This window comes from Maritimibacter sp. HL-12 (assembly GCF_900177545.1).
Taxonomy (GTDB): domain Bacteria; phylum Pseudomonadota; class Alphaproteobacteria; order Rhodobacterales; family Rhodobacteraceae; genus Sinisalibacter.
In genome coordinates, this window is the sequence record NZ_FXBQ01000001.1 from 1,617,893 (window position 1) to 1,629,373 (window position 11,481).

General features: G+C 64.2%; 16 protein-coding genes. 2 read left to right on the forward strand and 14 right to left on the reverse strand.

Going from position 1 to position 11,481, the window contains the following annotated elements; translation table 11 throughout:
• Positions 1 to 60: 60 nt before the first annotated feature.
• The gene (gene cbbR / locus B9Y97_RS08015; RefSeq protein ID WP_085526250.1) at positions 61 to 984 is read left to right on the forward strand and encodes a LysR family regulator CbbR; all 924 of its coding nucleotides are present in this window, start codon (positions 61 to 63) and stop codon (positions 982 to 984) included.
• On the opposite strand, the gene B9Y97_RS08020 is transcribed toward cbbR, so the two are convergent.
• The 11 genes from B9Y97_RS08020 to B9Y97_RS08070 form a co-directional block, all read right to left on the reverse strand.
• Positions 981 to 1,628, reverse strand: a complete 648-nt coding sequence (locus B9Y97_RS08020) for a c-type cytochrome (RefSeq protein WP_085526251.1) — start codon at positions 1,626 to 1,628, stop codon at positions 981 to 983. The two genes, cbbR and B9Y97_RS08020, sit on opposite strands and share 4 nt — an antisense overlap.
• Before the next feature lie 18 nt (positions 1,629 to 1,646).
• The gene (locus tag B9Y97_RS08025) at positions 1,647 to 2,594 is read right to left on the reverse strand and encodes a sulfurtransferase (RefSeq protein ID WP_176224325.1); all 948 of its coding nucleotides are present in this window, start codon (positions 2,592 to 2,594) and stop codon (positions 1,647 to 1,649) included.
• 40 nt (positions 2,595 to 2,634) lie between these two features.
• The gene (locus B9Y97_RS08030) at positions 2,635 to 2,823 is read right to left on the reverse strand and encodes a hypothetical protein (RefSeq protein WP_085526253.1); all 189 of its coding nucleotides are present in this window, start codon (positions 2,821 to 2,823) and stop codon (positions 2,635 to 2,637) included.
• Between the two features lie 13 nt (positions 2,824 to 2,836).
• Entirely contained in the window at positions 2,837 to 3,115 is a 279-nt protein-coding gene (locus B9Y97_RS08035; protein ID WP_085526254.1) for a hypothetical protein, read from the reverse strand.
• A 10-nt stretch (positions 3,116 to 3,125) separates the two neighbouring features.
• Complete coding sequence (locus B9Y97_RS08040; protein ID WP_085526255.1) at positions 3,126 to 3,416, reverse strand: hypothetical protein; 291 nt, start codon at positions 3,414 to 3,416, stop codon at positions 3,126 to 3,128.
• A 20-nt stretch (positions 3,417 to 3,436) separates the two neighbouring features.
• Positions 3,437 to 3,970 (reverse strand): rhodanese-like domain-containing protein, encoded by a 534-nt coding sequence (locus tag B9Y97_RS08045; RefSeq protein WP_139828256.1) that lies wholly within the window; start codon positions 3,968 to 3,970, stop codon positions 3,437 to 3,439.
• 58 nt (positions 3,971 to 4,028) lie between these two features.
• Positions 4,029 to 4,301 (reverse strand): hypothetical protein, encoded by a 273-nt coding sequence (locus tag B9Y97_RS08050; RefSeq protein WP_085526257.1) that lies wholly within the window; start codon positions 4,299 to 4,301, stop codon positions 4,029 to 4,031.
• Between the two features lie 108 nt (positions 4,302 to 4,409).
• A complete protein-coding gene (locus B9Y97_RS08055; protein ID WP_085526258.1) occupies positions 4,410 to 4,619 on the reverse strand; it encodes a hypothetical protein in 210 nt (69 codons plus the stop codon).
• 4 nt (positions 4,620 to 4,623) lie between these two features.
• Positions 4,624 to 4,929: a sulfurtransferase TusA family protein gene (locus B9Y97_RS08060; RefSeq protein WP_176224326.1), complete on the reverse strand. Its 306-nt coding sequence runs from the start codon at positions 4,927 to 4,929 to the stop codon at positions 4,624 to 4,626.
• Positions 4,930 to 4,957: 28 nt separating this feature from the next.
• Complete coding sequence (locus B9Y97_RS08065) at positions 4,958 to 5,590, reverse strand: YeeE/YedE thiosulfate transporter family protein (protein WP_085526260.1); 633 nt, start codon at positions 5,588 to 5,590, stop codon at positions 4,958 to 4,960.
• A gap of 3 nt (positions 5,591 to 5,593) precedes the next feature.
• Positions 5,594 to 6,091 (reverse strand): YeeE/YedE thiosulfate transporter family protein, encoded by a 498-nt coding sequence (locus tag B9Y97_RS08070; protein WP_085526261.1) that lies wholly within the window; start codon positions 6,089 to 6,091, stop codon positions 5,594 to 5,596.
• 181 nt (positions 6,092 to 6,272) lie between these two features.
• Between B9Y97_RS08070 and B9Y97_RS08075 the strand changes: the two genes are divergently transcribed.
• The gene (locus B9Y97_RS08075) at positions 6,273 to 6,578 is read left to right on the forward strand and encodes a ribbon-helix-helix domain-containing protein (protein ID WP_139828257.1); all 306 of its coding nucleotides are present in this window, start codon (positions 6,273 to 6,275) and stop codon (positions 6,576 to 6,578) included.
• On the opposite strand, the gene B9Y97_RS08080 is transcribed toward B9Y97_RS08075, so the two are convergent.
• From B9Y97_RS08080 to B9Y97_RS08090, 3 genes are all read right to left on the reverse strand, one after another.
• A complete protein-coding gene (locus B9Y97_RS08080; RefSeq protein ID WP_085526263.1) occupies positions 6,566 to 9,463 on the reverse strand; it encodes an error-prone DNA polymerase in 2,898 nt (965 codons plus the stop codon). The genes B9Y97_RS08075 and B9Y97_RS08080 overlap by 13 nt on opposite strands.
• Positions 9,464 to 9,523: 60 nt before the next feature.
• Positions 9,524 to 10,021 carry an RNA pyrophosphohydrolase gene (locus B9Y97_RS08085; RefSeq protein WP_085526264.1) on the reverse strand — a complete coding sequence of 166 codons (498 nt, stop codon included), beginning with the start codon at positions 10,019 to 10,021 and terminating at the stop codon, positions 9,524 to 9,526.
• Between the two features lie 100 nt (positions 10,022 to 10,121).
• Complete coding sequence (locus tag B9Y97_RS08090; protein WP_085526265.1) at positions 10,122 to 11,465, reverse strand: S41 family peptidase; 1,344 nt, start codon at positions 11,463 to 11,465, stop codon at positions 10,122 to 10,124.
• Positions 11,466 to 11,481: the final 16 nt, after the last annotated feature.

The following is an 11,481-nucleotide window of genomic DNA, read 5'->3' on the forward strand; positions in this document are numbered from 1 at the left end:
CCACGGTTGAATCGTTTACAGAATTTAATAAGTAGAAAGTTATGAAAAGAAAAATCTAAGATGCGCCGACCAGACGCCATTACTCTCAAGCAATTACGGGCACTTAGTGCAGTTGCCGCGCATGGCTCGATCACCAAGGCGGCTGAGGCAATTCGCCTCACGCCGCCGGCTGTTCACACCCAGCTCAAACAGCTTTCCGAGAACATGCACGCCGAGATGCTGCGCCGGGGGCCATCCGCCAAGATGGAGCTGACGCCGGAAGGCGAAGTGGTGTTGCAGACGATTCGGCGTATCGAGGTCGAGCTTGATGCCTGCATGCGTTCGGTGGCCGAACTGCGCGACGGGCGCTCCGGTTTTGTTCAGCTTGGCGTGGTCTCGACGGGCAAGTATTTCGCCCCGGGTCTCGTCGCCACCCTCAAGCGCGAATTCCCTGAAATCAGGATAGACCTCGTGGTTGGCAACCGCGAGCAGACCATCGCGGCGCTCGAATCGCGGCAGATCCAGCTTGCCATCATGGGCCGTCCGCCGCGCGTTCCGGCCAACAGCTCTGTGCTGATCGGCCCGCATCCGCATGTGCTGATCGCGCCCCCCGACCACCGCCTTTCCGGAAAGGCGCGGATCGACCCGGAGGAGCTGCTGGAAGAGACCTTCATCGCCCGCGAAGAGGGCTCGGGCACGCGCATCCTGATGACCCGGTTTCTGGATCGCATCGGCGACGGGCGCACCTACGACATGATCACGATGAGCTCCAACGAAACCATCAAGCAGGCGGTCATTGCGGGGCTTGGAGTTGCGCTGATTTCGCAGCACACGGTCGTTGAAGAGTTGCATTCCGGCCGGATCGTGAAGCTCGATCTGCCCGGCCTGCCGATCGAGCGCGCGTGGTATCTGCTCAACCGCGAAGACACCCCGCTCACCCCCGCCGCCGAGCGGATCCGGGCGCATGTTTCGCAGATGGATGGCAGCTTCCTGCCGCAGCTTTAATCGGTGGAATAATAGCGCCAGAGCGCGAGGAATTGCGTCTCGGTCAACGGGTTTTGAAACCCGATGGTCGCGTCGCCCTTTACCCCGACATAGAGCCGGGCGGCGAAGATATCCGCCGGTTCCTCGCGCGCCATCCCGAACAGGTCGCGGATGGGAAGTTTCATGCCGGGATCGCCTTCGCCGGTATCGTCATGGCAGCCGGCGCAATAGGTCTCATGGATCGCGCGGGCGTCGAGCAACGCTTTTGCGCTGACGTCCGCCGTGCCTTGTTCGAGCAGATCGAACGGATGTCGGCCGATCAGGGAATCGAGCGCCCCGGCGAGGTCGTCGGGATCGTCCCTGCGGTCGGCCGCGAGCCGGTCGGCACCCGCCTCGTCCCCGGATTGGATCAGCAGCCACGGCACCAACCCCAGCGATCCGGTCACCCGCGCCTCCAGCCCTTCGCGATGGGCCTCGGGCAAACCGTTTTCGCGCAGCCTCGCAAGATCACCCTGCAAAACGCGCAGTTCAGCCGCCAGTGTTCGATCGGCGCGCGCCACCGGTGTTTCGGCCAGAGCCACGCCAACCGAGGCAATGCAGATGGCCGCAACGCCCATCGACGTTGCGGCCAGCCTTGTTTGCATGGTGCGGCGCAGAAGCGCCATGGATCACCTCACTCGGAATCAGTTGACGGAGATCCGGGATTCCATCGGCATGTTCTTGGCGGTCCAGTCCACCATCGAGCCATCATACATCACGGCCTGCTTGTTGCCGAGAAGTTCCGATGACACGAACCAGCCCACCGAGGCCCAGTGCCCGGTGTTGCAGAAGTTCACCTGGTCGCCGGACGTCGGCACACCCGCCGCGTCGTAGAGCTTGGCGAGGGTCTCGGAATCGCGGAACATGCCGCCCGCGTTGTCGGTCATCCAGGTGTTGGGCAGGTTGACCGCGCCGGGGATCGTGCCGGCCATCTTCGCCGGTCCGGCCTTGTTCACGCCAAGATACTGGTCGGCCGGGCGGTGATCGACAAGCATGCTGCCGCTGTCGCTCAGGCTCTGAACGTCATCGGCGTCGATCAGCATGTCTTCGCGCAGGGCAACGGTGAACGACTTGGCGTCTGCCTCGACGTTGCCCTTGTCGAGCGGGTTGACCGGGTTCTTGTCGCCGTCGACCTCGGAAAGATAGGCCGCCATGCCGCCGTTCAGGATCGAGACCTCGTCATGCCCGAGCACCTTGAAGGTCCAGTACATCCGGGTTGCCGTGCCCATGTCGGAAGAACTCGTCCCGTTGGCGACCAGCACCACGTGGGAATTGTTGTCGATTCCGAGGCTGCCGATATGTGCCGCGAGCGCGCTGGTGTCTTCCGGCAGATAGCCGGGCACCTTGTCGATCGCCACGCGCCAGCCTGACTTGCCGTAGTCGGTGTTCACCGCACCCGGAATATGCCCGCGCAGATAATCGGTCTTGCCGCGCGCATCGACAAACACCACACCTTCGTTGCCGATGTTTGCCTTGACCCAGTCGACATCGACCAACGGATCGGCCGCCAGTGCCGGCCCCGCGATACCGGCGATCACCATGATCGCCACCGAGGCCATAACGGCCCGGATCCTGTTCACTATCGTTTTCATTCTCAGTCCTCCCTTTTTTGGTCTGATTGTGCGCATTCCGTCAAAGCGTCACGACCATGTCGGCCGAAAGTACCGCCTCGGCCACCTTGGCCCAGGTTTGCGCGTCGTCCGGCGCAAGGCCGGAAACATCGTGGCGCTCGATATCGTGCGCCGTCTCGTTCTGCGCGACCGCTTCGGCCACGCGCTCGGCGTCGGGAAACAACCCGGTCTTCAACTCGACGATCTTCATGCCCTGGCCTCCCTCAGATGTTCACCACGCGGTCGGCGGCGGTCATCGCCTTCGCCAGCGCGGCGGTGTCGAGAAACGGCAGATCATCGGCCATTTCCGCAACCGTGGTTTCGGGTTCGATGTCCGACAGCTCCAGGAGTTCCGCCTGTTCGGCATTCTCCTCGGTGTCGGCCACCGGCTCGGTCATGAAAACCAGACGCACCTCATGGCCGAAGATCGTGAGCCCCGCGGCAACGCGCATCGCTTCGGTGTGATTGCGCCGACCGAGCACGAGGATGTTTTTCGTGTCCATGCCTGTCTCCTCAAAGCGAAATCACGCGCCCGGCCTCGGCCATGAGCGCGGAATTGACGGTCTGGCTGCCGCGTTCGACGGGGCAATCCAGCCCGGCCATGTGCAGGTCCCAGGAATGTTCGCAGACTGCAACGCGGGCGGCATTCTTGCTCGCGACGGCGAAGGCCGGATCTACCAGCGCCTTCACCCCGTCATTGGTCAGGAAGCAACCCCAGCTCGCCCCCTGCTCGGAGAGCGCGCGGCCAAGCGAAGCGCCGATCCTGGCGGCGTCGGGCGAGGTGATATGAAGAAGCACATCCATCGGCTGTCATTTCCTTTTGGTCATGTGTCCGGCCCGTAGCTGACCAGTTCGGTGCGGCCCTGCGCAAACTCCGCAAGGGCACCAACCGTCGGCCCCGAACCACTTTCGTCCAAACTCATCGCGGCCAACCGAATTGGTGCGACAAACACGTTCTCGCGGCTGAAGGCGCGGGGCCAGCCGTTGCGGCCGGTTTCGGCCGGGCCGTCGAGCACGGCCACCTCTGCCTGACCGGCAAGATGGATCAGCGCCGCCACCGCCCAGGCTTCCTGCGAAGGGCTGTCGCTCCCGTCGTAGATCACCAGGGTTTCGCGCCCGGTGAGCCCGACCGTGCCGAGAAGCCAACGCAGTGGCGAAAACCCGATCACCCGGCCGGTTCCATCATCGAGAAACCATTGGGCGGGCAGGCAGCGCGCGTCGGGCAGGGAGCCCGCGAGGCAATCGGCCTCCGCGCGGATGTCGAGCACCGCGACGGTATCGGATTGCGGCATGGTGCCGATGCGCGCGACCGGGTTGGCACCTGCCTCGCCCGGCACGCCGAGGGCCAGCGCAGCCATCACGGCAGGGCCGGCGACGCCGGTGATCCCCCCGAGAAATGGCCGCGCAGATCCCATCTCAGCAGCCCCCGAACTTGATTTCGGGCGCGGCCGCCGCACCGGCTTCCGGCGGCGCGGGCGGGTTCTCGATGTAGTAGTCCATCAATTCGGTCGCGGGCAATTCGCCGAAGCCGCCGCCCACGTCGATCATCGGCATCAATTCTGCCGGTTGCGCGGTATTCGCTTGCGCGATGGTTTCCTCGTCGAGCGCGGCAAGCGGATAGGCGATCCAGGCCAGTCCGAGGCAAACGATCACGCTTGCCGCGCAAAAGATGAAGCTGCTGCGGTCCATGTCGTCCCTCCTCAGAGCGTATCCTTGAGAAAACTCAGATACATCGCGCCAAAGGCGATCACGCCGATGATGATCTGTGCGCCGGTTTCAAAATCCATGATCGTCTCCTCAATCGCCGCGATAATGGCGGATCAGTTCGTTCACGCTTACGCCCTCGCCGGTGATCGGATGCTCGACCTCGGGGGTGAAATGCGGAACCCCGTCACGGTCTGTCCGCAGGCTCTGGGGCGGGCTCACGAACGTGTAGGCAATGCCGACAACGATGATCGCGAGTCCGGTCCAGGCATAAATGTGCATCAGGATGCGGGATGCGCTCATGGTTTCAGTCCTTCTGGATGTAGACTTTCCAGCAGCGCGGCTCCTGGATCGTCTCAAGGTGCCTTGCGCCCATCTCGTCGCAGAGCGGCGGCAGCGCCTCGACCGACGAGGGATTGTCGAGCACCACTTCCACCACGTTGCCGGACCCGACCTGCCCGACGGCCTTCTTGGTCATCAGTTGCGGCCGAGGGCAGCTGTCACCGAGGCAATCGACGCTTTGCGCGATCGAAATCACCGTGCCGTTGCTCAGCGTGGCTTCGCCCACGGAGCCGGCGCTTGCCGCTTCCTTCTTCTTTCCGAAAAGTCCCATCATGTCCTCCTGTCGAAACGTCCGCGCGTCATTCGGCGGGTTGTGCTGTTGCGGATTTGGCCTGCGCCATGCGGTGGCTCTCGGCCTGGCCGGCCTCCTTGCGCAGAATGGCCTTGTAGATGAGGTAGAGCACGCCGGCCTGGATCAGCCCGAAGAAGATGGCCGGTATGCCGAACTTCTCCTGAAGCGTCGCCGCGTTGGCGTAGCCCAGTTGCAGGGCTTCGAGGTTGGGCTCGCCGGTCATCGAGGCGGGCGCGGGCGGCCAGTAGTTCGCCGACCACACCAGCGAGAACAGGAACATGCCCACGAAGGTGAAGATCAGCGCCCAGAGCGCGCCGACGTTGCCCTCGCCGGTCTTGACCCAGGTGGAAACCGTGCAGGCACCCGCGAGCACCATGCCGACGCCGAAGATGAAGAGCCCGGCAAAGGTGTTGAGGCCAACGTCGAAATACATCGGGTTGCCCTCGCCGAAGGTGATAAACGTAGTAAATCCGATCGTCAGGATCATCATCGCGACCAGCAGCGCCTTGGTGTTGCGATAGGTTTTGAACAGCATCGCGTCACGCAGCGCGGCGGTGTTGCAGAAGCGCGAGCGCTGCACCAGAACACCGACGACGGAGCCGAAGATAAATGCGACAAGGCAAAGTCCGATAGCGCTCATGGGTCAGCCCTCCAGTATTTTCTTGTAGATCATCGAGCCGACCCAGGCGCCGGCGATGATGCCGCTGATCGCGAGGTAGCCGCCCATGTTCATCTCGGGGCCCATGCCGAAGAAGGTCGACACGTTGCACACGAAGGCGAGGCGGATGCCGATGCCCATCAGCAACCCGCCGATGGTGATCATCACCCATTCCGACATCCGGCGCGGGAAGCGGATGTAGAACTCCTTGGCGATCACCGCGCTCACGAAGGCGCCAAACAGCATGCCGAGGCTGATGTAGATCTTCCAGTAGGTCGGATCGGGCTCGAACACGAGGTTCCAGAACGGCAGCCGCTTGAGATCGTCGCCCATGAAGCCCTGCGCGATCAGGCCGGTCATCATGGTTTCGCCGCCGCCGACCGTCCATGCGCCGACGATCACGAACAGAAAGATATCCATGACCGCGATGGCCACGAGGGCGATCACCGGGTCGAGGGTTTTTTTGAAGAATTCACTGGCCAAGACGTCCTCCCATCGTCGCTTGCGACATTCGTTGTATCGTTCACGAAAAGGTTAGGACCGTCTCGCCGCGGGGTGGTAGTAATATATGCAAACATTCGCGCTCGACGGGTCGATGCTGGGAGGTGGCGCGCCCAAGCTATTGTAGAATAATAAGATTATCGTCGGTGGAGGAGGATACATCTTGTCGATTTATGTTGAGATAGAGCCGGAAGATTTCCTCGGTCACATGTTCAACGCCTGTTCGATCGACCAGGTGAGCGAATTTCGCCCCGAAAAGCGCGGTTTTCGCATCTATGGCCACAGCACCACGATTCGCCTCGAGCGTGTTTTCTGGACGGTGCTGGAAGACATGTCGGACCGGATGGGCGTGACCCTTCCGCAACTGATCTGCCGCATCCACGATCAATGCCTGGTGGCGAACGACAAGAACATCGCCTCCTGCCTGCGCGTCATCTGCATGAAATACATGAACATCTACGCGCTCTGATCGCCGCCAAGCCCCGGTGTCAGCAGCGGGCGCAAAAGCGCGATCGGGTGCGCGCGCAGGCTCAGCCGCATCGAAACGTAATCCTCCACCACCGCCTCCCCGAGGCTCATCTCGGGCAGTGATACCGGCGGCTCGGCAATTCCTTCCCCGTCGATATCACGGGCAAACAGCGGCAGCGGTGCCGCGTCGCTGATCGCGCGGGCCTGCCAGAGCGCTTCGCGCCGGTCGAGGCCAAGTGCTGCGAAGGCGTCGGCCTCGGCCAGCCGGGCGAGCAGCCGGGGCGGTGTGCCCGCGCGGCGCCAGACATCGTCCACCGCGAGATAGCCGTTGCCGCGCGCCGCGGTGATCCAGCGCGCCTCCTCCTCCGCCATGCCGCGGATCTGGCGAAACCCGAGCCGCAGCGCGAGCCCGCCCTTGCCATCGGGTTCCATCACGTTGTCCCACCAGGAGGCGTTGACGCAGACCGGCCGCACTTCCACCCCGTGCTCGCGCGCATCGCGCACGATCTGGGCGGGGGCATAGAAGCCCATCGGCTGGCTGTTGAGCAGCGCGCAGGCATAAATCCCCGGATGCCGCCGCTTGAGCCAGGCCGAGGCATAGACCAGCAGCGCGAAGCTCGCCGCGTGGCTCTCGGGAAAGCCGTAGGAGCCGAAGCCCTCGATCTGGGAAAAACAGCGCTGGGCGAAATCCTCGTCATAGCCGTTCGCCCGCATCCCGCGCAGGAAGCGTTCGCGAAACTCGCTGACGTGACCGAGCTTCTTGAAGGTGGCGAGTGCCCGGCGCAGCCGGTCGGCCTCGTCGGGGGAGAATCCTGCGCCGATGATGGCGATCTGCATCGCCTGTTCCTGGAACAGCGGCACCCCCAGCGTCTTGCCCAGCACCGCGCCGAGCGCGTCGGAGGGAAAGCTCACCGCCTCCTCGCCGTTGCGCCGCCTGATGAAGGGATGAACCATGTCGCCCTGGATCGGGCCGGGGCGGATGATCGCCACCTGGATCACCAGATCGTAGAACGAGCGTGGCTTCATCCGGGGCAGGAAGTTCATCTGGGCGCGGCTTTCCACCTGGAACACCCCCACGCTGTCGGCCCGGCAGAGCATGTCATACACCGCCGGGTCTTCCGGCGGCAGGCTCGCCAGCGTGTAATCGGTGTGATGATGGGTCGAGATCAGGTCGAAGGCCTTGCGGATGCAGGTGAGCATGCCGAGCGCAAGCACATCCACCTTGAGGATACCGAGCGCATCGATATCGTCCTTGTCCCACGAAATCACCGTGCGGTCTTCCATCGTGGCGTTTTCCACCGGCACCAGCTCGTCGAGCCGCCCTTCGGTGATGATGAAACCGCCCACGTGCTGCGAAAGGTGGCGCGGAAAGCCCCGGATCTCGTCCACCAGGCTCATCACCAGCGCGAGCTGCGGGTCGCGCGGATCGAGCCCGATCTCGCGCAGCCGGTCGTCGCGCAACCCGCCGCCGCCCCAGCCCCAGACCTGGCTCGACATCGCCGCGATCGTGTCTTCCGAAAGCCCCATCGCGCGCCCCACCTCGCGGATTGCCCGCTTGCCGCGGTAATGGATCACCGTGGCGCAAAGCCCGGCGCGGTGGCGGCCGTATTTTTCGTAGATGTGCTGGATCACCTCCTCGCGCCGCTCGTGCTCGAAATCGACGTCGATATCCGGCGGCTCGTCGCGCGCCTCGCTCACGAAGCGCTCGAACACCATGGTGCCGATCTCGGGCGAAACGGAGGTGACCCCCAGCGCATAGCACACCACCGAGTTTGCCGCCGACCCCCGCCCCTGGCACAGGATGCCGCGCGAGCGGGCGAAGGCGACGATATCGTTCACGGTGAGGAAATAGGGCTCGTATTTAAGCTTGGCGATCAGCGCGAGTTCATGCTCCAGCATTCCCAGAACCCGCTCCGGTGCGCCGCCCGGGTAGCGCGCACGCAGCCCGGCCCGGGCCAGCCGTTCGAGCCGCGCCGCTGGCGTCTCGCCTTCCGCGATCTCCGACGGATATTCATAACGCAGTTCGTCGAGGCTGAAGGTGCAGCGCGCCGCGATCTCGCCGGCCCGGTGCACCGCTTGCTCATGGCCGCGAAACAGCCGCAGCATTTCCGCCTCCGACCGCAACCGCTTTTCGGCGTTGGGCTGGGCGAGCAGCCCGAGCGCATCGACCCGCCGCCCGGTGCGGATCGCGCTGAGCACGTCCACCAGCTTGCGGCGGCGGGCGTGGTGCATGATCGGCCCGGCGCTGGCCACGATGGGCAGGCCAAGCGCCTTGGCCAGATCGCCCAGCCGGGCAAACCGCGCGGTGTCTTCGCCGTCGTAGCGCGGCACCATTGCCAGCGTCATCTGCCCTGCGAAGGCGCGGATCAGCCGTGCCACCTGTCCGCGCCAGCCCTCCGGCACCGGCTCGGGCACATGCAGCAGCATTTCCAGCCCCGCGCCGAACTCCAGCACGTCGCCCACCCGGATCAGCGCTTCCCCCTTCGGCGCGCGCCTGCGCCCCAGCGTGATCAACCGGGTGAGCCGTCCCCACGCCGTCCGATCACGCGGCAGAACGGTGAGCGCCACGCCTTCTTCCGTCAGGATCCGCGCGGCCGGGATCAGCCGGGGCACGCAGTAGATATCCGCCGAGAGCGGGCGCGGGCATCCTTCCGGCGTGGGCGGCCCGATCGGCCCATTCGCCGCATCGAAGGCCTGTCGCTCGGCCACCCGTCGCCCGATCTCGCGCGCCGCCACATGCGCGCGCACGATCCCCGCCACCGAGTTTTCATCGGCGATGGCGAGCGCGGGCATCCCCATCAACCCCGCCCGCTCGACGTAGTCCTCCGGGTGCGAACCCCCGGTGAGAAACGTGAAATTCGAGGTGATCGACAGTTCGGCAAACATGATGGGGGTGAGTATATTCACCTTTTGTTCTCATGTGGAGTCCCCGTCCCCGGAAGGCTGCTACAACCTGTCTTCGAACTTTGCGATCACCTCGCGGTAGATGTCGCGTTTGAACGGCACGATCTTCTCGACAAGGACGCGCGGGTCCAGCCATGTCCACCGGCTGAACTCGGGATGCGCGGTCTCGATCACGATCTGGTTGTCGGCGCCATGAAAGCGCATCAGGTACCAGCGTTGCTTCTGCCCCCGAAAGCGCCCCTTCCAGATCCGGGGCACGACCTCGGCGGGCAGATCGTAGGTCAGCCAGCCCGGATACTCCGCCTCGACGGTCACCAGGTCGCGGCCGATCCCGGTTTCCTCCTCCAGCTCGCGCAAGGCCGCTTCCAGCGGGTCTTCGCCCTCGTCGATCCCGCCCTGCGGTGCCTGCCATGCGGTTTCGCCGGTGCCCAGCTTTGCCGCGTCAAGCCGCTGGCCCGCAAAGAGCAGACCCTTCGGATTGGCCAGCATGACGCCCACGTTGGGGCGGTAGGGCAGGGTCGAAATCTCGTCAGGTGTCATCTGCGTCTCCAGTTCCGGGCCGACACTACTCCCGCCGGACAGGAAAAGAAAAGGCCACCCCGGAAGGGATGGCCTTTTGATTGTTCAGGCAAAGCCGGTCTCAGCGGTTGGAATCCATCGCCACGGTGGCGAGGCCCTTGAGCAGATCGAGCGCGTAGGAAAGCTGGAAATCCTGATCACGCAGCTCGGCGGCTGCTTCCGCGGCTTCAAGCTCCTCCTCGATCAGCTTGATCTCGTCTTCGCTCAGGCTGTCGTTGTTCAACCGCCCGCGCAGATCGGCTTCCGAGCGGGAGGGCCGGTTTTCCTCTTCTTCGGCACCTTCCTCAGCCGGTGCGCGCGGCGGCTGTTGCACCACGATGTCGGGGCTGACGCCCAGCGCCTGGATCGACCGGCCCGACGGCGTGTAGTAGCGCGCGGTCGTCAGCCGCATCGCGCCGTCACCCCTGAGCGGCATGACGGTTTGCACCGAGCCCTTGCCGAAGCTCTTGGTGCCGACGATGAGCGCGCGGTGATGGTCCTGCAACGCGCCGGCGACGATCTCCGAGGCCGAGGCCGAGCCGCCGTTGATCAGAACCACCATCGGTTTGCCTTCGGTGATGTCGCCCGGTTCGGCGTTCACCCGCTCGGTATCTTCGGGGTTGCGGCCCCGGGTCGAGACGATCTCGCCGGAGTCGAGGAAGGCGTCGGAGATCGAGATCGCCTGGTTCAGCAATCCACCCGGGTTGTTGCGCAGGTCGAGAACCACACCGGCCAGTTCGTCCATCCCGCCAAGGTCCTCGATCACCGTATCGAGGCCGTCGCGCACGTTCGAATAGGACTGATCGTTGAAGGTGGTCACCCGGATCACCGCAATATCGCCTTCGGTGCGCACCGTGGCGGCGGTGAGCTTGATCGTGTCGCGGATGATCGAGACGTCGAACGGCTCTTCCACACCTTCACGCACCACGGTGATAATGATCTCCGAACCCACCGGCCCGCGCATCATGTCCACCGCTTCGTCGAGGGTCAGGCCAAGCAACGACTCGTTGTCGACATGGGTAATGAAATCGCCCGCTTCGATTCCCGCGGCATCGGCCGGGGTTCCGTCCATCGGCGAGATGACCTTCACGAACCCCTCTTCCTGGCTGACTTCGATGCCAAGGCCGCCAAAGGAGCCCCGCGTCTGCACCTGCATGTCGGCCGCGTCATCCGGCGCGAGATAGCCCGAATGCGGGTCGAGCGAGGTCAGCATCCCGTTGATCGCCGCCTCGATCAATTCTGACGGTTCCACGTCCTCGACGTATTGCGAGCGGATGCGTTCGAACACGTCACCGAACAGGTCGAGCTGCTGGTAGACGCTCGAGCTTCGCGCGGCCTCCTGTGCGATGATGGGGCCAGCGACCTGCGTGGTCAGAAGTGCCCCGGCGAGCGTGCCGCCCAGCGCGGCCATCAGGAATTTCTTCATGTCTGCTCCGGATCTT